This is a genomic window from Phenylobacterium sp. (assembly GCF_041920015.1).
Classification (GTDB): domain Bacteria; phylum Pseudomonadota; class Alphaproteobacteria; order Caulobacterales; family Caulobacteraceae; genus Phenylobacterium.
In genome coordinates this window covers 1-19,596 of sequence record NZ_JAYRST010000038.1, presented here as the reverse complement: position 1 = coordinate 19,596, position 19,596 = coordinate 1, and the positions used below count along the sequence as shown (strand labels likewise).

Sequence of the window (19,596 nt, the reverse complement as noted above, 5' to 3'; positions counted from 1 at the left end):
AGCCGAGCTTTCATAGCTAGTCGCGCGCCAGCATGGCCTCAATGGGGCGGTTCCGGCAAACCTGTTCAGCGCTGCCGCGGCGCCTTTAGTTCGGCGAATGTTGCGATAAACCGCCATTAAGCTTGTTTGGGCATGCTGGACGCCGACAAGGAGCGCTCGGCGTGCAGGGACAGCAAGTCCACTACGAACTCTTCATTCGCCGGACCCCGGGCGGACCGTGGACTCTCGACATGGCTTCGGAGAACCGGGCCGGAGTCGTCGCCACCGCCGAGGAGATGCTGGCCAGCGGCAAGGTCGCGGCCGTGCGCGTCTCCAAGGAGACCCTCAACCCCGAGACCCGCGAGTTCAAGTCCGTCTCGATCCTCAGCAAGGGCGCGACCGAGGCGGTCAAGCCCAAGAAGGTGGTCGAGAACCGCGACCCGCTCTGCGTCGCCCCGCAGGACCTCTACACCATCCACGCGCGCGAACGGATCGGCCGCCTGCTGGAAGGCTGGCTGGAGCGCAAGGGCGCCACGCCCTTCGAACTGCTGCACCGCCCCGACCTGGTCGAACAGCTCGAGGCCTCCGGGACCGACCTGCAGCACGCCATCCAGAAGGTGGCGATCCCCGAGGCCCAGGCCCGCGACATCTCTGTCCACGAGCTGATCCGCACCTTCACCAGCCTGGTCGAGCGCGCGATCGAGCGCCTGCTCAAGGACGCCCGCCGCGGCGCCATGCCCAACCTCGACAAGGAGGGCTTCGCCCGCGCCGCCGAGCGCGTCGCCCACGATCCCGAGCGCGCCTATCTGCTGGGGGCCGGCGTCGCCGCCTCCATCGCGCCTGCCAAGAGCTGGTCGGACAAGGTCTCGCGCCTGCTCGACCTGGCCGACGCCGCGCCGGTGGCCGGGCCGCCGCGGGCGCTGGCCCTGCAGACGCTCGAACAGCCGCTGGCCGAGATCCTCGGCGCCAAGTCCGGCCTGGACAACATCATCGGCCAGACCCTCGACCTGGGCGCCCAGCTCGCCGCCATGACCCGCCTGGCCGCCTGCGACGTGGTCGACGCCCTGATGCGGATCGAACCCTCGGTCGCCAAGGTGATGCCGCCGCAGTCCGAGGCGGCCATGCGCCTCTCCAAGTGGTTGGCCGGCGAGGATTTCCAGAGCGTGCGCGCGGCCATCGCCCGGCGGGTGGTGCGCGAGCTGAACGGGCCGCGCCGCCTGCGGCCCGGCGATGCGGCCGGCGAGATCGAGATCATGCGCGGCCTGGCCATGGCCCTGACCGCCGCGGCCGGCGCCGGCTCCCTGCTCAATGTCGACGACGTGCAGGCCGCCTTCGTCCACCGCTCGCGCACCCTGGTCACCAGCGACTTCGTCGAGGCCTATCTGGGCAGCGGCCAGAAGAGCGCGCGCGAAGAGACCGAGGCGCTGATCTGGCTGGTCGAGAACGTGATCGGCGCCGCCAACAAGCGCCAGGCCGGCCGCTATCTGGCCGCCGGCGTCGCCGCCCTGCGCTTCGAAAAGGAGTTCCGTTACGGTCCCGACACCGCTGCGGTGAAGCTGCAGAAGCTGGCCTATCTGCAACGCGCCGTCGCCCGCGGCGGCCTGGCCCCCGAGGACTACGGTCCGATCCAGGTGAAGATCGGCGAGGTCGGCGGCCTGGTCGAGGCCGATGCGCGGCTGGTGCCGACCCTGGCCCGCGCGACCGGCTCGGCCGGGCAGAAGCTGCTGCTGATGCTGCGCCTGGCCGCCGGCGAGACCGCCCCGCTCGGCCCAGCCGCCGACCGCGCCCGCCAGGAAGCCGTGCGCCTGGCCCGCGCCACCGAAACCCGCACCGAACTGGCCGAATATCCCGAGCGCATGGCCCCGATCCGCGAGCTCATTACCCAGCTCGGGATCGCGGCCTAGAGCCCTTTAGGGTTTGATGGAACACCAAACCCTAAAGGGCTCTAAATCAAGCCTGTAGAGCGCGTCGCCGGCGGCGTCCCGAACGCGGCGGCCAGGTCCGCCTCGTCCAGCCCGTCGATCTCGACCATCTTCAGCCGCGCGCTCTCGCCGGAGACGATGCGCAGCGCCGATTTCGGCCGCCGCAGCGCCTTGGCCAGCAGCACGATCACCGCCGCGTTCGCCGCGCCCTCGCTGGGCGGGACGCTGACCCGGACCTTCAGGAACGGCCGGCCCTCGGGATCGCGCGCCCAGCCGTCGACCGCGTCCCGGCCGCCCTTGGGCGTCACCCGAACCGCCAGCCGCGCCACGGCCGTCAGACGAACAGGTTCAGCAGGAAGGCGTGGGCCGCCGGCAGCAGGTAACGCTGCACGCCCGAGATCACCAGGATCGCCAGCACCGGGCTGATGTCCACGCCGCCCAGGCTGGGAATGACCTTCTGGAACGGCGCCAGGATCGGCCGCGTCACCGCATCCAGGAACCGGGCCACGCCATAGACGAACTGGTTGCGCAGGTTGATCACGTCGAAGGCCACCAACCAGGACAGGATCGCATTGGCGATCATCGCAAAGACCAGCAGCCCGAGCAGCGCGTCCAGGATGAAGAAAACAAAGCCGATCAGCGGGACCATCGAGACATCCGTGCGGGAAATGGAGGCTCTGTATCCAATGGCGCGCCGCCGCTGGCAAGCGGCGAGGCCGAACCCCGCGAATACCCCGCTTGACAGACCCCGCCTCCGCCCCCTAAGTCCGCGCCTTCCTGGGGCCGTAGCTCAGTTGGTAGAGCGCCTCGTTCGCAATGAGGAGGTCAGGGGTTCGACTCCCCTCGGCTCCACCAAATCCCTTACACAGCAAGGGTTTGGTATCAGCGCCAGGATCGGCGAGCGCCAGCGATCAAGCTGGATAATCACTGGATAATCAGAGCGTCCAAGCCGTCGCGTTGGACCTCGCGCGTTGGAAGGGCGGGGGAGGCCACACTCGCGCGGCTGGCTGGGCCGCGTCCTGGACTCCCCGAGCGAGCGGCTGACGCATCGGGCCACATCGAGTTCTGCTCGGCCCCTCACCCTTGGGGAGGGGGTGGGGTAAATTCTCTAGAACTTCTGCTTTGCGGACCGGTGGGGGAATCTCCCGCATCTTTCCGCGAGTTTCAGAAATCTTTTTTATCAATGACTTAGATAAGACGTGGCGCCGTGTAATGACAGAAGCGTCAAAAGCGGTGGGAACTGTGGGAACTGTGGGAACCGCTCTTGTAAGGAGTTGATATAGCTATACTTTTAGGCCGATCAGCAGTTCCCACTTGGCGGTTTCAAAGTGGGAACTGGTGGGAACCGCTAGCCGCCTCCGCTCCGACGCACCACGAGGCCCCGACAGCGCAAGATCTGACCCTGGCCGCGCCGCTCCCACGCGCGAGTGTGGCCCCCTCGACCCAAGCGGCGGACGTGGGCGCTCGGGTTTCTGCTGGTGGAGTCCGCCTCAATGGAAACGCCCGCCTGGGCAAGCCGGGCGGGCGTCGGGGTCGCGAACGGCGTTCGCGTCGGGTGTGCGATGCAGGGCTGGCCGGCTGTGCTCGGAGTGGTCGGCCGTCAGTAGAGGGCTAACGGCGCGTGGAAGCAGCGTTCATGGCGACGTTCGCCAGATGGTCCAGATCCTTCTGGAAGCCATGGAAGATCGCGGGCTCATCAATCTCGCCGGTTTGCGGGTCGCTGTAGGTGGTGCGCAGTACCGTGAACTTCCGAGCCGCGCTGTGAGCGTCGGTCGGGAGCATTGCTTTGATCAGTTTGGCCAGATCGTTCGCTCGCATCTGTATTGCGTCGGCCGCCGTCTCGAGGTCATCAGCCTGAAAGTAGCCAAGGATGGCGGCCGTCTGCGCCTGCCAAATGTCGAAAGCCTCCACTCTAGAGGGGTGCCCCAAATAGCGTTCCCGATAGTCCAGCGCGACGAGTTGCTCGCGAGTGTAGCGATGGCCTTGTTCGTTGCGACAGGTCGCAGGGAGGTCGGGCAAGATCCTCAATGCTGCGTCGTGCGCTTGGTCGGTCTTCGCCCAGGCGTCTCGTGCTTCCTGGTGCAGGATTTCCCACTGGCCGATGAGGTCGAGCAACGAGGACGTGGGGGCGGCCGGTTCGTTTAGCACAAGGCGGGCGGTGGCTGGCATGGAGGTGTCTCCTTCTGGGGGATACTCGCCGCGCGATGCATGCGAGTGGCCCGCATCAGGCAAGTCCGGCGCCGGTTCGGACGTGGGGGTGTGGCTCATCGTTCAGGCTCCCATGCGGCTGGTGACGTAATTCGAGGAGGCGAAGGCTGCACCGGCGTAGCGCTGGCCCGCCAGGCTGCGACGGATCGGGCTTTGGACCATCGAGGCGAACCGCACGTGCTTGCCTTGAGCCTGGCGCATCCAGGCGGCGGCTTCGGCGGCGCGTTCGGCCGTCCGCTTCACCCAGCGCCATGCGCCGGCGAGGGCGTCGGCGAAGGTGCGGGGCGATGGGCCATTGGCCTCGGCCCGGTATAGGCTCCAGGCCATCGTCATCACTTCGCGGCGGGTTTGGTTCGTGATCATGGCGCATCCCCATAACGGATACATATGTATCCATTATATGGGATCGCATTGTCAATGCATTGGATACGTATGTATCCTCTTTCTCGTCATAGGATTAGAAAGGATGGGTTTATGTCGCTGACCCCGGAAGCCTGCCGGGCGGGCCGGGCGCTGCTCGGCTGGTCTATGCGCGACCTGGCGGAACGCGCGGGCATCTCACTCGGGGCCGTAAACCGCTTGGAGGGTGGCGAAACCGCCTCTCGTGAGGGTACGGCCGCAAAGATCACCGCCGCCCTTGCGGTGGCCGGCGTCGATATCGTGGCTGGTGATGATCGCACTGGTGCGGTGTTGGTCTATGCGCGGCGGCGGGCGTGAGCGGTAGCTCTGGGGATTCTTCGTCGCCTGGTCAGGCGGCTGCGGCGGGGCAGTTTCAAGTCGCCATTCGTTTGATGTTGGAGAACATTCAGGCGGCAGCCGTGGAAAAGCTCGCGGACGGTGACGCAGGGTCGATCGAAAGTACGTTCGTTGAGGCGTTTCGGGCTGCAACGGCGTCACACGCTGCGCTTGATCCGATGGCCTTCGTCGATGCGATGCTGGCCGCGCCTTGGGACACAACTGTCACGGCTGCTGGGGCAGCGTTGCAATATGCGAGATCGCGACCATCGCCAAAGGAGGGCGAGCCCTGGCCAGCGGAGCTAGTCGCCGCGCAGCTTCTCATGGACGTCTACTTGTTCGCCTCTCGCGTCCGATCCCAGCGACGGACGCTGGTCGGGCGAAACATCGTAGATGCGGTGGACATATCTGAGCTGATTTGGATCGGAATGCGCATTGGAGCTCTCTCCGAGGCGCTACGTCCGGGGTTCCGGCCAGATCTAGGCGCGACCATGGACGCGGCAAGGAAGGCGCTGGAGGCCCGACAAGTGGGGCAGGCAAAGGGAGCCAAGAGAACGAAGGAAAAAGCGGAGGCATGGCGTAAGCTGGCGCTGGAGATCGCGCGAAGACGTCGCGACCAGAACCCCAAAAAGGGTGACAGCCCCCTCGCGCGAGAAGTGTGGGAAGAGCTCAGAGGGGGAGACTCTCCCCTTGAGAAGGTTCCTGCTGAGGCGACGGTCGCGCGTCTGATTCGCAGCTGGGTCGCCGACGGAAGCCTAAGCGCTTCGCTTGCCCGCCCAGCCCCGAAGGGGGGAAAGGCCTAAGCCCTGCCAGGGGAGGGCTTAGGCCTTTCCCTGGCAGGGCTTAGGCCCTGAACTGCCAGTCGCCCCAGCTGAGTGCCAAGCCTTCCTACGCCAGCAAGTCGCTGGTGGTTCTAGGGAAGGCCATTCAATGGCAGGTGAAATTCAGCGCCTCCTCAGCGTCAGCGAGGCAGCAGACCGCCTGGGCGTGAGCCCGTCGTTTCTTAACAAGGCCCGCAGCGCCGGTGACGGCCCCCCCTTCGTCAAGATCGGTGCACGGGTGGCCTATGATCAGGGCGACCTAGTCGCTTGGCTGGATAGGCAGAAGCGCACTAGCACAGCCCGTCATTCGAGGGACTCGACCGGGGCATCAGCATGAGCCGTCGCGTCGATTTCGAGCGGGTCAACCGCGCGGCCCTCGCCAGCGCTGAGGCCATCGTCAGGGCATTCCTGCCGGATGGCCGGCGCGAAGGTCAGGAGTGGGTCGCTAGGAATCCCACCCGGCCCGATCGCAAGCTTGGAAGCTTCAAGGTCAATCTGACCACCGGCAAGGGCGCGGACTTTGCCAACGGTGATCGCTTCGGCGACCTGATTGGCATGGTGGCCTATGTGCAGGGCCTGCCCCAGCGCGAGGCGGCGATCCGCCTGGCCGAAGCCATGGGGGTCGACCCCTATGCGTGAGGTTCGGGTTTCCGATGATCGTACCGAGGTGTGGCTATCACCTGCTCGATACCGCGCGTCGATAGGGCTTCTCGGTTGGTCGCATGAAGAGGTCGCAGTCCGCGTCATGAGAAGATGCGGGCGGCCCTTTGGTCCGGCTGATCTTGAAGCGTTTGCCTATGAGGGCGCCGTGCTTCCCGTCCCCTTCAGCGGTGCGGTTCTCGCAGTCCTTCTCGAATTCGTGGAATTCACCTGTTCGGAGAGCGAGCCTGGGGTTGTGAAAAAATCCGGCGGCAATAGTCGGCCCAGTTACGTGCAGTTCGGTGGGGGCTCTCAGCACCGACGCGGGACTAACGGGGCTGTTGAGCGGCGTGAAGCGGTCGCTCACTTGGCGAAACAGGTCGGCGCTGCGTTGTCGAATTGGGGCCGGTATGTCCGATAGCCCGCCAAGCGACCCTTTCGACAAGCTGGCGCGAACGCCGTTCGCGTCAGCGGGCCGGCCCTCCCCTCGAGGCGATGGGGAAGCGGTCATGCCGGTCCCGGCCGACGCACCACCGCGCCTTGAGACGCACAAAGCGCATGGTCGGCCGACCGCTTGGTGGGCGTATCGGGACGCCGGCGGCCAGCTCCTCGGCTACGTCGCCCGCTTCGACAGTGCGGACGGCTCCAAGGTGGTGCTGCCGCTCACGCTGCGGCGGACCGGCGCGCGGCTGCATTGGTCGTGGAAAGGCTTTCCCGAGCCTCGCCCGCTCTACGGCCTCGATCGCCTGGCGGCCCGGCCGGCCACGCCGGTGCTGGTGGTCGAGGGCGAGAAGACGGCCGACGCCGCCAGCAAGCGGTTCCCAGAGTTCGCCGTCCTGACCTGGCCCGGCGGCAGCAAGGCGGCCGGCAAGGTGGATTGGTCGCCGCTGGCCGGCCGCGATGTCGTGATCTGGCCGGACGCTGACGAGCCCGGCCGCGTCGCCGGCCAGGACGTGCGCCGTCGCGTCGGTGTGGCCGGGGCTCTGACGGTCGCCCTGATCGATCCTCCGAAGTTCCTGCCCGAAGGCTGGGACCTGGCCGACGCCTGGCCGGAGGGCTTCGACCAGGCCCGGGCCGTGGCCCTGATAACCACCGCCAGGTCGGAAGCCCAGCCGGCCGGCGTCGAATGGCCCTGGGGCTTTCGGATGGAACCGGACGGCCTCTGGTATGATCAGCCCCAGCAGAACGGCGGCCTTGCGCCTATGCGCCTGTCCGACTCGTTCGGGGTGATCGGGGAGGCGCGAGATCCTGACGGCGGCGGCTGGGCTGTCGTGCTGCGCTTCCGTGATCGGGACGGGAAGGAAAAGGAAGTCGTCGTCGCCAAGTCGCGCCTGGCCAGCGGCGCGGCCGAGGTGCGGGCCGAGCTGGCGGGCGCTGGGCTCGCCGTTCCCATGACGCGGGGCAAGGCCGAGAAGTTCACGGTGGCCTTGTCGGAAGTGAAGTGCGCCCGCCGGCTGACATTAGTTGGCGCGACGGGATGGTGCGGCGATCGGTTCGTGCTTCCTGGTCATGTCGTCGGGCCGATCGGCGGCGAGCCGGTCTTGTTCACGGGAACGAGCCCAGCCCTGCACTATCGCAGGCGCGGCGATCTGGCCGCCTGGCGGGCGGGTGTGGCGGCCAAGGCGGTCGGCAATGATCTGATGACCTTCGCCCTCTCCCTGGCCTTCCTGGGGCCATTGCTGCGGCCGTTGGAGCTGGAAGGCGGCGGCGTCAACTTCCGTGGCCCCAGTTCCTGCGGAAAGACGACGCTCGCCTACGCGGCCGGATCGGTCTGGGGCGGCGGCGGACCGCTTGGCTTTGGCCAGACCTGGCGCAGCACGGCGAACGCCCTGGAGATGGTGGCGCACGGTCACAATGACGGCCTGGTGGTCCTGGACGAGCTGGCGCTGATTGCGGCCGAGGAGGCCGGAGCCGCCGCCTATAGCCTTGCCTCCGGCCAATCCAAGTCGCGGGCTCGCGCTGATGGGTCGCTGCGCAGCTCGGCCGAATGGCGTGTGGTTATCATCTCCACCGGCGAGATCGGCCTGGCCGATCACATCAGGTCCAGCCGCAAGGGTGACCGCCCCATGGCGGGCCAGGAACTGCGGTTGCTCGACCTGGCGGCCGACGCCGGCGCGCGCATGGGGATATGGCAGGATCTGCATGGCGCGCCGGGGCCAGCGGCCATGTCTGATGGTGTCAGAGCCGCCTGCGGGGCGGCGTACGGCCACGCCGGCCCAGCGTTCCTCGAGGCCTTCATTGCGCGTCGGGCCGAGGCCGAGACACACGCCAAAGAGATGCTCGCGGCTTTCCTGTCGGATGTGCATCAGGAGGGCGATACAGGCCAGGCGCGGCGGGCGGCGATGCGGTTCGGTGCGGCGGCCGTGGCCGGTGAGCTGGCGGCAGGATTCGGCGTCACGCCCTGGCCGTCCGGCACGGCGGCCGAAGCGGCACAGAGGCTTTACCACCGTTGGGGCGCGGCGTTCGGGCGTGACCAGCTCCATGAAGAGCGGGCCGTTATCCGTCAGATCATCAAGGTGATCGAAAGCGGGGGGGCGAACTTCGCGCCCTGGGACGATGAAGAGGATCTGGGGGAGGTCGAGCCCAGCCGGGCCGGGCGGGATGAGCAGGCGCGAGGCCTCATATCCTGGGGCTGGCGGGTGAAGAAAGGGCCTGAATTGGAATTCCGCTTCAACGATGAGGGCTGGGAGCACGCCACCACCGGCTTCGATCGGAAGGAAGCCGCCAGAGCGCTTCATGAGGCCGGGCTTCTGGACAAAGGGGAAGGGCCCCACTGGAAGAAGAAGCACTCGCGCAAGGGCAAGAAGTCGCGTTTCTGGACCGTGAAGGGCGCGATCTTGGAGGCTGACCTTGGCGACTGACGGCAGCTTGAGCGCCGCACTGCGGCGGTTCTATCAGGCGTTTGCGTCTGAGCTTGTAGACCAGCCTCCATCAGCCGTTGCAGCGCCGCAAACGACGGCCGATGACGACTGGGCTGAATGGGAAGAGCGGGCGGCGATCAGAGAATATGATGGGGGGATGAGTCGGGTGGAAGCGGAACGTCTGACCAGACTTGAGCTGGGCACATGCTCTTGAATCACGATTGAGCGTTCGGCTTCGCCGTGTTTCGTCGGGTCATGACAATCAGATTTGCTGCGAGCTTTGGCACCCTCGCTGCGGGCGCGATCTGCGTACGCGCCTCTTTGTCTGGGACAAAGCGGCGGCAGAGTATGCAAACCGGATTGGAGACATCGGGAGTTGATCGGTATCGAGTTTAGTGCAGGCCTGTTGTTTGTCGGCCTTATACAACGGCGAGCGTTGGCGCTTGGGCGGTCGTGACGAGAGTGTTCGAGGGTTGTGAACTCACTCCAAAGGATTTTCCGCTATGACTACCGATCTCGTTGTCGCCGTCGCTCTGGTCGTTGCTCTCGCGACCCTAGTTATGGCCTTCGCCGTTTTCGCCTCGGTTTTAAGACGCTAACGAGACAACCCCTCCCATCACGCGGGAGGGGCTACCTCGCCGCCCGCCAAGATCGAGGTGCTAGTTATGTGGCGAGCGGCAACTAAAAGACGTCGCTATGCAGGTTGGAGCCGAGGTTGAAGAAGTCCACGAAGCCGCCGCCTTCTACCGGTTCTACGCCGGAAGAGATTTACATGGCGGTCGGTCGTGCACTCAGCTGGTGGGAGGGTGCCGAAGACGTCCTAATGGGACTAATCCGCTGGCTTTGCCAGGAGTCTGAGCCCACGGCTTTCGCGGCCTACGTGGCCTCACCACGTAGTCGGCGGACCGCAATGCTGAAGGAGGTTCTGCAGCGGTATGAGGCTGCCTTCTCGCGCGAAGAGTTGGATATTATCCGCGCAGGCTTGAAGGAATTGGATCAGTTGGCGGCGACTCGTAACGAGATTGCTCATGGTCACTGCTCGGAGTTTCGCTCGGTCATTGATGGCGCCGTGACGATGTCCGGAGCCTATTTGCTCCCATCACTTAACGAGGGACACTGGCATGAGCGGGACATGCGATATGCTCATACGGCGTCCACAATTGCCGATTTTGAAGCTCAGGTTCGCGCGGTTCGTTGGAGGATTTTCGAGGCTTATGACGCCGCGCGGATGCGCAGGCAGGAAGCGCGAAATGGAAGCGGATATAAGCTGGATATCGCTCGACAGATTTGTCGTCGCGTTGAGCTGGGGCAAATGACACCGCTCGACGCTGAGCGTTCCCTGACGAATTTCATAGGTACGAATGTGGACCCCTCTCCTGAGGGGAGTAGTGTGGGGACTGTATCGGCAGGGAGTCTACTGCGACATGAGTGATAGACGCCTGAGGCTCGGGCCTAAGGTCGGCGATCGACATCTACGCGTTCGATGGATTCGGCGAGCCTACACCGGCTGAAGCCAGCTGCCGCCTGAGAAGTCCGCCAACTGCAGCGGCCGACCCGTGTTCAGCCCTCCCGCTCCATGAACAGCGCCACCAAGGGCTGGTTGATGTAGTAGTTGTTCCGCCCCGCCCGGTGCTTGAGGAGCAGTCCGCCCTCGGCCAGCTCTTCGAGGTACTTGGCGGCGGTCGGACGCGAGACATTCAGTTCCTGCTGGACGAATTCGATCCGCGTATAGGGGTGGCGGAAGAGGTTGTTCAGCAGGTCCTGCGAATAAATCTTCGGGTGGTTGTCGCGTAGCTGGCGTTTGGTGTCGGCCATGAGCATGCGGACGCCTTCCACCAGGCGCAGGGTTTCAATCGCCGTCTCTTCCACGCCGCGCAGCATATAGAGCAGCCATGGCTCCCATTCGCCCGTGTCGCGCACGGCCTGGAGCAGGCGGTAATAGTCCGCCTTGTTCTGGGTGATGAAGCGGCTGAGGTAGAGGATCGGGATGTCCAGCAGCCCGCACCTGGTCAGGAACAACACATTGATGATCCGGCCCAGACGGCCATTCCCGTCCGGGAACGGGTGGATGCTCTCGAACTGGTGGTGGATGATCGCCATCCGCGTCAGCGGGTCCAGGTCGCTGTCGGCGTCATCCAGGTTGATGAAGCGCTCAAGCGCGCTCATCAGATCTCGCACGGCGTTGGCGTCCTGGGGCGGGACATAGACTAGGGACCCGTCACCTTCGTTCTTGAGCGCCGTTCCTGGAACCTCGCGAAAGCCGCCTTCGGTGCGCTTCAGGAGGCGGAACATGGCGATGATCATGTTGTTGGTCAGCAGGCCGCCAAGCCGGACCTGTTCGCGGAAGCCATGATGAAGCGCGTCCCGATAGCGAGCGACCTCCTTCGCCGCCGGGGAGCCGGGATTTTCAGGAAAGGCGTTGAGCTGGAACAGCTCGTCCTGGGTGGTGACGATGTTCTCGATCTCGGAGCTGGCCTTCGCCTCCTGAAGCGACAGGGTGTCGATCAGGATGCCCTGGTTCGGGATGGTCGCGGCCCTCCCCTTCAGCTCCGCCAGGTAGCGATGCGCCCGGGTCAGGGCCTTCAGGACGGCCGGCGTCTCGATCGCAGCGGCTGGCGGCAGGTCGGGCAGATCATAGGTCGGCTTCAGCACGGCCAGGCCTCATGCAAAGGAATCGCCAATCGCTTAACACGTCGCGATGACATGTAAAGATTTCTGCGTTTCCTTTACACGTCATGCGAACATGTAAAGCATTTTGCGATTAGAGAGGCCGCGCCTTTCGGCGGTTCGTCGGCCGCCAGCGTCGCCTCGGCGGTTCCCACTGATCGGCGGGGTGGGAACCGCATTTCGACAAAGTGGGAACTGATAATATCTATATATCACAATGGGTTAAGGCCACGGTTCCCAAAGTTCCCACGGTTCCCACGTTTTCGGAATACATATGGCAACGCGCACGCGCCGAAGCGTGGATCACGAGTGCGGTCGGCGCGGCGGCGACCTCTGAGTTGGGACAATAAGAGACGTAAAATCAAAGACTTGTGGAACGTCTATGGGGAGGCGACGCGGAACTGCCGACGCGCCCAGGAGATTTCCAAGGCCGATTATGCAGTTGAGACGCGGTTGCAAAAATAGCCTGAGAAGGTCAGGCGAGCGGGCGGTCAACCCGCCCGCATGGGCACCACGTTCGAGGGCAGAGGCTGACCACCGATGATCGCCGCCACGCGAGCTCCCCAGGCCGTGGCGGCGGCCTTCCGCTCGGGCCGGTACTCATGGCGCTGATAGACGCCGACGAGCCCGGCCTGGGTGTTGCTGACGTGGTTCAGGACCCGCTCGACGATATGCGGCGGGAAGTTCATCGCGGCCATGCCCGTTGCGGCCGTGCGGCGCAGGTCATGGATGCGCCACGCTGGGACCGGGGCCTTGGGCGGCGGAACGCCGGCCTTGGCCGCGTCCTCGGCCCGCAGCTCCTCCACGATCTCGTCCAGCCGGCGCTTAGTCGCCGAGAAGCCGCGAACGGCTCCCTCGCCTCTGGCCGGGAACAGGTGCGGCCCAGCCTCGGGAACGGTGCGGAGGATGGCGAGGGCTTCGGGGCATAGGTCCAGCTCATGGGCCTTGCCGTTCTTCGACCGCTCGGCCGGGATGCGCCAGAGGCCGGCGTCCAGGTCCAGCTCCTCCCACTGCATGCCGGCAACCTCGGCGCGGCGCTGGCCGGTCAACATCAGGAGCTGAATCACCGGGCCGAAGGGGAAGCCCAGCCGATCGGCGGCGCGCCAGATCAGGCGCAGCTCATCGTCCGCTAGCACGCGGTCCCGGGCCTTGGGGCGCGGGGGCGCGGTCAGGCTGGCGCAGGGTGAGGCGGCGATCAGGTCGCGATCCACCGCCCAATCGAAGAACGGGCGCAGCTCGGCATAGGTCGAGCGCGCCACGGCCGGGGAACGCTGGGCGATGCTCTCCAGCAGCTCGGCCAGGTCGCCACGGCGGATTTCGGAGATATGGCGCGAGCCCCAGGCGGCGACGGGGCCATGGCGCAGGAGGCGGGCGGCCTCGGTCCCGCTGCGGCGCTGGGCCAGGCGGCGCTCGACATAGAGATTGACCAGGGCCTCGACGTTCTCGCGATCGCGGCGCTCGGCTTCCCGGGCTTCGGCCGCACGTGCGGCCTGGACTGCCAGCGCCGCCTGGTGGGCGGCCTCCCGTTCGGCTTCGCGATCGGCGAAGGGGTCGGAACCCAGGTCAACGGCGGCCAGCAGCTTGCGAGCGGCGCTTCTGGCCTTGGTCACGTTCCACAGGTCGCCGTCGTGCTGGCCGATCGTGATGCGTCGCACGCGGGACGCCTCACCGGCCGCACCCTTGGCCCTGTACTGCACCAGGTAGATGCGAGCGCCAGCCTTGGTCACGCGGACCCCAAAGCGCGGCAGCGCGGAATCCCAGGCGTACACGTCGCGGGCCTCGGGCTCGATGGCCTCGACCAGGCCGTCAGTCAGCTTGAAGGTCGCCATGCTCGATTATCCAGCTCAGGAAACTTCCGACCTCTGGATAATCACTGGATAATCAGAGCGTCAAGCTATCTCCAGCCTAAGCCATACATACCCAGGAAAGCCGAAGGCATCTATCTATATGATATTGCGTCATATATCAGAACGTCAGTGACATTCAGGGAAAGCGCAGGATACGCCAAACAGGCGAAGTCTCCTGAGAGGAGGTCAGGGGTTCGACTCCCCTCGGCTCCACCATCTCCCGTTGGAGATGGCCGCTCCCAGGATCCTTCAGGCCTCAGATCTTCGTGCCCGGTCCGTCCTCGGTCAGGACGCCGTCGAAGTGTTCTTCCTTGGCTTCGGCCTTGGTGGCGTGGACGACGCCGTCGCGGTGCTCGGGCGGGGCGTAGAGGGTGTAGAGCTTCAGGGGCTTGTCGCCGGTGTTGACGACGTTGTGGCGCGCGCCGGCTGGGACGATGACGCCGTAGTCCGCCTTGATCTTGTGCTTTTCGCCGTCGATCACGACCTGGCCCTTGCCCTTCTCGAAGCGGAAGAACTGGTCGTGGGTGTCGTGCACCTCCTCGCCGATCTCCTCGCCCGGCTGCAGGGTCATCAGCACCAGTTGCAGGTGCTTGCCGGTATAGAGCACGCGGCGGAAGTCCTTGTTGCTCTCGGTCAGGTCCTCGATGTCGTCGACGAAGCCCTTCATGGCTGTCCTCCGGCTATGCGCCAGAGCATTTTCCGCTGAAGCGGCTGCCGGTTCGGCGCAGAAAATGCTCTAAATTCAAAGAGTCTTGAGCGTGATCCGATTGATCACGCTCAGGAAGCCAAGTCTAGGAACCGGCCCCCGCGCGCCGCCCTGACGGAAATCAAACCGTCAGGGCGGCGGCCACGCCAGGATCGCAAGGCTTCCCGTCTCAGGCGACGAAGACGCGAAGCTGCAGGAATACGCGGCCGGCGGACGAGGGGTTCCGGCGACGCCGCGAAGCCCTCCTCGGAAACGTCCAGGTCGCCCGGCGCTTGCTGGCCGGAAAAGAGCCTAGTGCGCGTCGTCCCAGTTGGCGGCGGCGCGCGCATCGACCACCAGCGGCACCGACAGCGCCACCGCCGGTTCGGCCGCCCGCTCCATCACCTTGCGGGCCAGGGCGATGGTCGCCTGCGCCTCGGCCTCCGGCGCCTCGAAGACCAGTTCGTCGTGCACCTGCAGCAGCATGCGCGCGGTCAGGCCCTCCGCCGCCAGCGCGGCCGGCATTCGGATCATCGCCCGGCGCATCACGTCGGCCGCCGCCCCCTGGATCGGGGCGTTGATCGCCGCGCGGTCGCCGAAGGCGCGCTCGGCCTGCGACTTCGACTTCACCGCCGGGATATGGACCTTGCGGCCGAAGATCGTGGTCACGAACCCTTGCGTGCGCGCGGCCTGCTTGGTGCGGTCCATATAGGCGCGGATGCCGGGGAAGCGCTCGAAATAGGTCTTGATGTAGGCGCCCGCCTCGTCCTGCGGGATCGAAAGCTGGTTGGCCAGGCCGAAGGCCGAAATGCCGTAGACGATGCCGAAATTGATCGCCTTGGCCCGGCGGCGGGTCTCGGCCGGCATGCCCTCGATCGGCACGCCGAACATCTCCGAAGCGGTGGCCGCGTGAATGTCGTGGCCGTCCATGAAGGCCTTCTTGAGCTGCGGAATGTCGCCCACATGCGCCAGGATGCGCAGCTCGATCTGGCTGTAGTCGGCGCTGATCAGCACGTGGCCCGGCTCGGCGATGAAGGCCTTGCGGATGCGCCGGCCCTCCTCGGTGCGGATCGGGATGTTCTGCAGGTTGGGGTCCGAGGACGAGAGCCGCCCGGTGGTGGTCGAGGCCAGGGCGTAGGAGGTGTGCACCCGCCCGGTCCGGTCGGCGATGGCGGTGACCAGGTTGTCGGTATAGGTGCCCTTCAGCTTCGAAAGCTGGCGCCAGTCGAGCAGCACCCGCGGCAGTTCGTGCCCCTGGGCGGCCAGGTCCTCCAGCATCGAGGCGTCGGTCGAGGCCGCCCCCGTGGCGGTGATCTTGCCCGAGGCCAGGCCCATCTCGCCGAACAGCACCTCGCCGATCTGCTTGGGGCTACCGAGGTTGAACGGACGGCCGGCCAGCCGGTGCGCCTGCGCCTCCAATTCGCTCATGCGCACCGAGAAGTCGTTGGAGAGCTTGCGCAGGGTCTCGGTGTCGACCTTGATCCCTTCGTTCTCCATCGCCGCCAGCACCGGCGGCATGCCCCGCTCCAGGGTCTCGTAGACGGTCAGCAGCCCCTCGCGCGCCAGCCTGGGGCGCAGGTGGTGGTAGAGCCGCAGGGTGACGTCGGCGTCCTCGGCCGCATAGCAGGTCGCCGGCTCCAGCGGCACGTGCTTGAAGCTCTTCTGCGCCTTGCCGGTCCCGGCCACCGTCTTGAACTTGATCGGCTCGTGCTCCAGCCAGCGCTTGGACAGTTCGTCCATGCCATGGCTCTTATGCAGCCCGCCCTCCAGGGCGTAGCTGATCAGCATGGTGTCCTCGATCGGGGCGACCTCGATCCCATGGCGGCTCAGCACGGCGATGTCGTACTTGGCGTTCTGCGCCACCTTCAGCACCGCCGGGTCCTCCAGCAACGGCTTCAGCCGGGCGATCACCTCGTCCAGCGCAAGCTGCTCGACGGCCTCGGGCGCCTCGAACTCCAGCCCGCCGTTGCTCTCGTGCTCGTGGCCGACCGGGATGTAGCAGGCCTCGCCCGGCGCGACCGCCAGCGAGATCCCGCACAGCCCCGCATTGGCCGACGACAGCGCGTCCGTCTCGGTGTCGAAGGCCACCAGCCCCATGGCCTTGGCCCGCGCGATCCAGGCGTCCAGGGTCGGCAGGTCGCGCACGCAGGCATAGGCGTTGACGTCGATCTTCGCGGCCGAGGGCGAAACCGGCGCCGGCGCGACGGGCGCCTCGGCCGCAGCCGCGCCGCCGGCGATCCGGCGCGCCAGGGTGCGGAACTCCATCTCCTCCAGGAAGGCGGCCAGTTCCTCGGCGTTCGGGTCGTCCACCGCCAGGGCGTCGAGCGGCTCGGGCAGCGGCGTGTCGCAGTCGAGCCGCACCAGCTCGCGCGACAGCCGGATCTGGTCGGCGAACTCGATCAGGGTGTCGCGGCGCTTGGGCTGCTTGATCTCGCCCGCCCGGGCCAGCAGCGTGTCGAGATCGCCGTATTCGTTGATCAGCAGGGCCGCGGTCTTGACGCCGATCCCCGGCGCGCCCGGCACGTTGTCGACGGAATCGCCGCACAGGGCCTGGACGTCGACCACCTTCTCCGGCGGCACCCCGAACTTCTCGATCACCTGCTCGCGGCCGATCTTGGCGTTCTTCATGGTGTCGAGCATGGAGACGCGGTCGCCGACCAGTTGCATCAGGTCCTTGTCGGACGAGACGATGGTCACCTCGCCGCCGGCGTCGCGCACCTTGCAGGCATAGGCGGCGATCAGGTCGTCGGCCTCGTAGCCCGGCAGTTCCAGCGCCGGCACGCCGAAGGCCCGCGTCGCCCGCCGCATCAACGGGAACTGCGGGATCAGGTCTTCCGGCGGTGGCGGCCGGTGGGCCTTGTACTGGTCGTACAGATGGTTGCGGAACGTCTGCTCGGAGTGGTCGAAGATCACCGCCAGGTGGGTCGGGGCCTCCGGCTGCGACTTCATCTCCACCAGCAGCTTCCACAGCATGTTGCAAAAGCCGCTGATCGCCCCGATCGGTAGGCCGTCCGACTTGCGCGTCAGCGGCGGCAGGGCGTGATAGGCGCGGAAGATGAAGCCCGACCCGTCGACCAGATAGAGCCGCACCGCCGGCCCGTCCTGGGTCGGCTCGCGCGGAATGTCGGCAAGGGTGGCGGGGGCGTCGAGGGGCGCGTCGGTCATGGGCCGAAGATAGGGGCTGAGCGCGGTCAGGTCATCCGCCGCATGGACGAATGCGCGCCCAGGTGCGCCGCCGGCCGGCGGCGCGGCGTTCAGTGGCCGTGCGGGCCTTCGTAGACGCCCGGCGCCAGGCGCTCGTCCTCCGGCCCTTCGGAGCCGTCGGCCAGCACGAAGCGGCGGTCGCAATAGGGGCATTCGACGAAGGCGGCCTCGCCCATCTCCAGCCACACGCGCGGATGGCCCAGCGCCCCGCCGACGCCATCGCAGGCGACCCGGCCCGAGCGCACGATCACCACCTCCGACGGCGGCAGGTCCGGGGTGTAGGCGCCCTTGGCGGGCATGGGCTCCAGCTTCGTGGAGCGGCCTTGGTCGGGGACGGGGGCTTTGCGGGCCATTCTTCGAACTCTCCGGCGGCGGAAGCTTGGCGTGAGCGCCGCACGCGCCTAGGTATTCGACCACGGCTTTCGCCGTCAATGGACGCCCCGGACGTAAAAGAGACGCATGACCCTTCCCGACTACGCGATCGAAGCCGAGGACGTCGTAAAGATCTACCCGGCCAGCAAGGGCGCGCCCGAGATGCACGCCCTGCGCGGGCTGAACCTCAAGATCCCCCGCGGCTCGATCTTCGGCCTGCTGGGGCCGAACGGCGCGGGCAAGTCGACCTTCATCAACACGCTGGCCGGCCTGGTCCGCAAGACCTCCGGACGCGTGCGCATCTGGGACCGCGACATCGACGCGCGCCCGCGCGACGCCCGCGCCGCCATCGGCGTGGTGCCACAGGAGATCGCCGCCGACCCCTTCTTCACCCCGCGCGAGGCGCTGGAGGTCCAGGCCGGCATGTATGGCGTGCCGGCCTCCGAGCGCCGGACCATGGAGCTGCTCAACGCGCTCGGCCTGGGCGACAAGGCCAGCGCCTATGTGCGCCAGCTCTCCGGCGGCATGAAGCGCCGCCTGATGGTCGCCAAGGCCATGGTGCACAATCCGCCGGTGCTGATCCTCGACGAGCCCACCGCCGGGGTCGACGTCGAGCTGCGCCGCCAGCTCTGGAACTACGTGGTCGAGCTGAACCGCAAGGGCGTGACCATCGTGCTCACCACCCACTACCTGGAAGAGGCCCAGGAGCTCTGCGACCAGATCGCCATCGTCAATCGCGGCGAGGTGGTGGCCTGCGAGCCGACCTCGACCCTGCTGCAGCGGCTCGACACCCGCAATGTGGTGGTGACCCCGGCCGAGCCGCTGATGGTCGCCCCCGACCTGCCCGGTTTCGAGACCCGCGCGCGGACAGGCGGCGCCTTCCAGGTCACCTACCGCACCGGCCAGTCGAGCGTCGAACAGGTGCTGGCCGCCGTCCGCGCGACCGGCCTGCACATCAAGGACATCGCCACCGAGGATCCCGACCTCGAGGACGTCTTCGTCTCTTTGACGACGAACGCGAGCGCCTGAGCCTTCCGTTCCGCCGCGGTTTCGGCTAGACAGCCCATCCGCTTCAGCACGCACCCGTAGCTCAGCTGGATAGAGCGTTGCCCTCCGAAGGCAGGGCTAAGTCAAGCCTGCTGATCGAGGGTGTCGAAAAAATCGAGGGAAACCAAGCGATTGGTGAAACTCGGAGGACGCAACAAGATCGGTTCTGAGGTCGCGGAAGCACCGCGGAAGCAAGCTGAAAGGAGGTTCTGGAGGACAAACGGCGACAATCGGCAGGGCTAAACCCGCTCCGTTTGCGCCGATGCGATTACCTGATTCGGGATTGACCCTGCTCGATCTCGGACACTATCTGAACATTGATGCACCCGTAGCTCAGCTGGATAGAGCGCCACCCTCCGAAGGTGGAGGCCACACGTTCGAATCGTGTCGGGTGCGCCATCTCCTTTGATGGCGTCTGACTTTGCCCCCCGAGAAAGTGCTGGCGAAGGCACAACAAGGGACTACGCTACAAGTTTTGCGTAGTATGTCGATGAGCATGCTCTGTGTCCGCCGTCAGCGCTCTTGAGACAGTTTAGGGGTTTTCGGGAAGGGAGGATTTCTGGATCATCGCAGCCATTTTGGAGCGCAGATGAGACAGAAATCCGGGCC

At 66.2% G+C, this 19,596-nt stretch carries 17 protein-coding genes and 3 tRNA genes; 11 read left to right on the top strand and 9 right to left on the bottom strand.

The features are described from left to right. Positions 1-161 precede the first annotated feature (161 nt). A complete protein-coding gene (locus tag ACE3TL_RS09870) occupies positions 162-1,883 on the top strand; it encodes a hypothetical protein (RefSeq protein WP_374578537.1) in 1,722 nt (573 codons plus the stop codon). A gap of 41 nt (positions 1,884-1,924) precedes the next feature. Here ACE3TL_RS09870 and ACE3TL_RS09865 read toward each other — a convergent pair whose 3' ends face one another. Both ACE3TL_RS09865 and ACE3TL_RS09860 read right to left on the bottom strand, forming a co-directional pair. Then, positions 1,925-2,230 (bottom strand): DUF167 family protein, encoded by a 306-nt coding sequence (locus tag ACE3TL_RS09865; protein ID WP_374578536.1) that lies wholly within the window; start codon positions 2,228-2,230, stop codon positions 1,925-1,927. 5 nt (positions 2,231-2,235) lie between these two features. Then, positions 2,236-2,550, bottom strand: a complete 315-nt coding sequence (locus ACE3TL_RS09860) for a YggT family protein (protein WP_374578535.1) — start codon at positions 2,548-2,550, stop codon at positions 2,236-2,238. A gap of 130 nt (positions 2,551-2,680) precedes the next feature. On the opposite strand from ACE3TL_RS09860, the gene ACE3TL_RS09855 reads away from it, so the two are divergent. After that, positions 2,681-2,756 (top strand) — tRNA-Ala (locus ACE3TL_RS09855). 756 nt (positions 2,757-3,512) lie between these two features. On the opposite strand, the gene ACE3TL_RS09850 is transcribed toward ACE3TL_RS09855, so the two are convergent. After that, complete coding sequence (locus ACE3TL_RS09850) at positions 3,513-4,070, bottom strand: hypothetical protein (RefSeq protein WP_374578534.1); 558 nt, start codon at positions 4,068-4,070, stop codon at positions 3,513-3,515. A 102-nt stretch (positions 4,071-4,172) separates the two neighbouring features. Next, on the bottom strand, positions 4,173-4,472 hold the full coding sequence (locus tag ACE3TL_RS09845; RefSeq protein WP_374578533.1) for a hypothetical protein: 300 nt from the start codon (positions 4,470-4,472) through the stop codon (positions 4,173-4,175). Between the two features lie 111 nt (positions 4,473-4,583). On the opposite strand from ACE3TL_RS09845, the gene ACE3TL_RS09840 reads away from it, so the two are divergent. From ACE3TL_RS09840 to ACE3TL_RS09815, 6 genes are all read left to right on the top strand, one after another. Continuing rightward, the gene (locus ACE3TL_RS09840; RefSeq protein ID WP_374578532.1) at positions 4,584-4,826 is read left to right on the top strand and encodes a helix-turn-helix domain-containing protein; all 243 of its coding nucleotides are present in this window, start codon (positions 4,584-4,586) and stop codon (positions 4,824-4,826) included. Between the two features lie 101 nt (positions 4,827-4,927). Continuing rightward, positions 4,928-5,647: a hypothetical protein gene (locus ACE3TL_RS09835; protein WP_374578531.1), complete on the top strand. Its 720-nt coding sequence runs from the start codon at positions 4,928-4,930 to the stop codon at positions 5,645-5,647. A 127-nt stretch (positions 5,648-5,774) separates the two neighbouring features. Further along, complete coding sequence (locus ACE3TL_RS09830) at positions 5,775-6,002, top strand: helix-turn-helix transcriptional regulator (protein WP_374578530.1); 228 nt, start codon at positions 5,775-5,777, stop codon at positions 6,000-6,002. After that, positions 5,999-6,304 (top strand): hypothetical protein, encoded by a 306-nt coding sequence (locus ACE3TL_RS09825; protein WP_374578529.1) that lies wholly within the window; start codon positions 5,999-6,001, stop codon positions 6,302-6,304. Before ACE3TL_RS09830 ends, ACE3TL_RS09825 begins: the two co-directional genes overlap by 4 nt. 509 nt (positions 6,305-6,813) lie before the next feature. Beyond that, a complete protein-coding gene (locus ACE3TL_RS09820; protein WP_374578528.1) occupies positions 6,814-9,165 on the top strand; it encodes a DUF927 domain-containing protein in 2,352 nt (783 codons plus the stop codon). A 715-nt stretch (positions 9,166-9,880) separates the two neighbouring features. Beyond that, positions 9,881-10,597, top strand: coding sequence for a hypothetical protein (locus tag ACE3TL_RS09815; RefSeq protein ID WP_374578527.1), 717 nt, complete (start codon positions 9,881-9,883; stop codon positions 10,595-10,597). 128 nt (positions 10,598-10,725) lie between these two features. Here ACE3TL_RS09815 and ACE3TL_RS09810 read toward each other — a convergent pair whose 3' ends face one another. Together ACE3TL_RS09810 and ACE3TL_RS09805 are read right to left on the bottom strand one after the other, a co-directional pair. Next, on the bottom strand, positions 10,726-11,817 hold the full coding sequence (locus ACE3TL_RS09810) for a Fic family protein (protein ID WP_374578526.1): 1,092 nt from the start codon (positions 11,815-11,817) through the stop codon (positions 10,726-10,728). 506 nt (positions 11,818-12,323) lie between these two features. Then, a complete protein-coding gene (locus tag ACE3TL_RS09805; protein WP_374578525.1) occupies positions 12,324-13,661 on the bottom strand; it encodes a tyrosine-type recombinase/integrase in 1,338 nt (445 codons plus the stop codon). 168 nt (positions 13,662-13,829) lie between these two features. Between ACE3TL_RS09805 and ACE3TL_RS09800 the strand changes: the two genes are divergently transcribed. Beyond that, positions 13,830-13,895: transfer RNA gene (locus ACE3TL_RS09800), tRNA-OTHER, on the top strand. A gap of 40 nt (positions 13,896-13,935) precedes the next feature. On the opposite strand, the gene ACE3TL_RS09795 is transcribed toward ACE3TL_RS09800, so the two are convergent. The 3 genes from ACE3TL_RS09795 to ACE3TL_RS09785 all read right to left on the bottom strand — a co-directional run bounded on the left by ACE3TL_RS09795 (position 13,936) and on the right by ACE3TL_RS09785 (position 17,921). Next, positions 13,936-14,346 (bottom strand): cupin domain-containing protein, encoded by a 411-nt coding sequence (locus tag ACE3TL_RS09795; protein ID WP_374578524.1) that lies wholly within the window; start codon positions 14,344-14,346, stop codon positions 13,936-13,938. A 330-nt stretch (positions 14,347-14,676) separates the two neighbouring features. Then, positions 14,677-17,529, bottom strand: a complete 2,853-nt coding sequence (gene polA / locus ACE3TL_RS09790; RefSeq protein WP_374578523.1) for a DNA polymerase I — start codon at positions 17,527-17,529, stop codon at positions 14,677-14,679. An 89-nt stretch (positions 17,530-17,618) separates the two neighbouring features. Further along, positions 17,619-17,921, bottom strand: a complete 303-nt coding sequence (locus ACE3TL_RS09785) for a zinc-finger domain-containing protein (RefSeq protein WP_374578522.1) — start codon at positions 17,919-17,921, stop codon at positions 17,619-17,621. 106 nt (positions 17,922-18,027) lie between these two features. On the opposite strand from ACE3TL_RS09785, the gene ACE3TL_RS09780 reads away from it, so the two are divergent. Beyond that, positions 18,028-18,969 (top strand): ABC transporter ATP-binding protein, encoded by a 942-nt coding sequence (locus tag ACE3TL_RS09780; protein WP_374578521.1) that lies wholly within the window; start codon positions 18,028-18,030, stop codon positions 18,967-18,969. 340 nt (positions 18,970-19,309) lie between these two features. After that, positions 19,310-19,386 (top strand) — tRNA-Arg (locus tag ACE3TL_RS09775). The last annotated feature ends 210 nt before the right edge of the window (positions 19,387-19,596 follow it).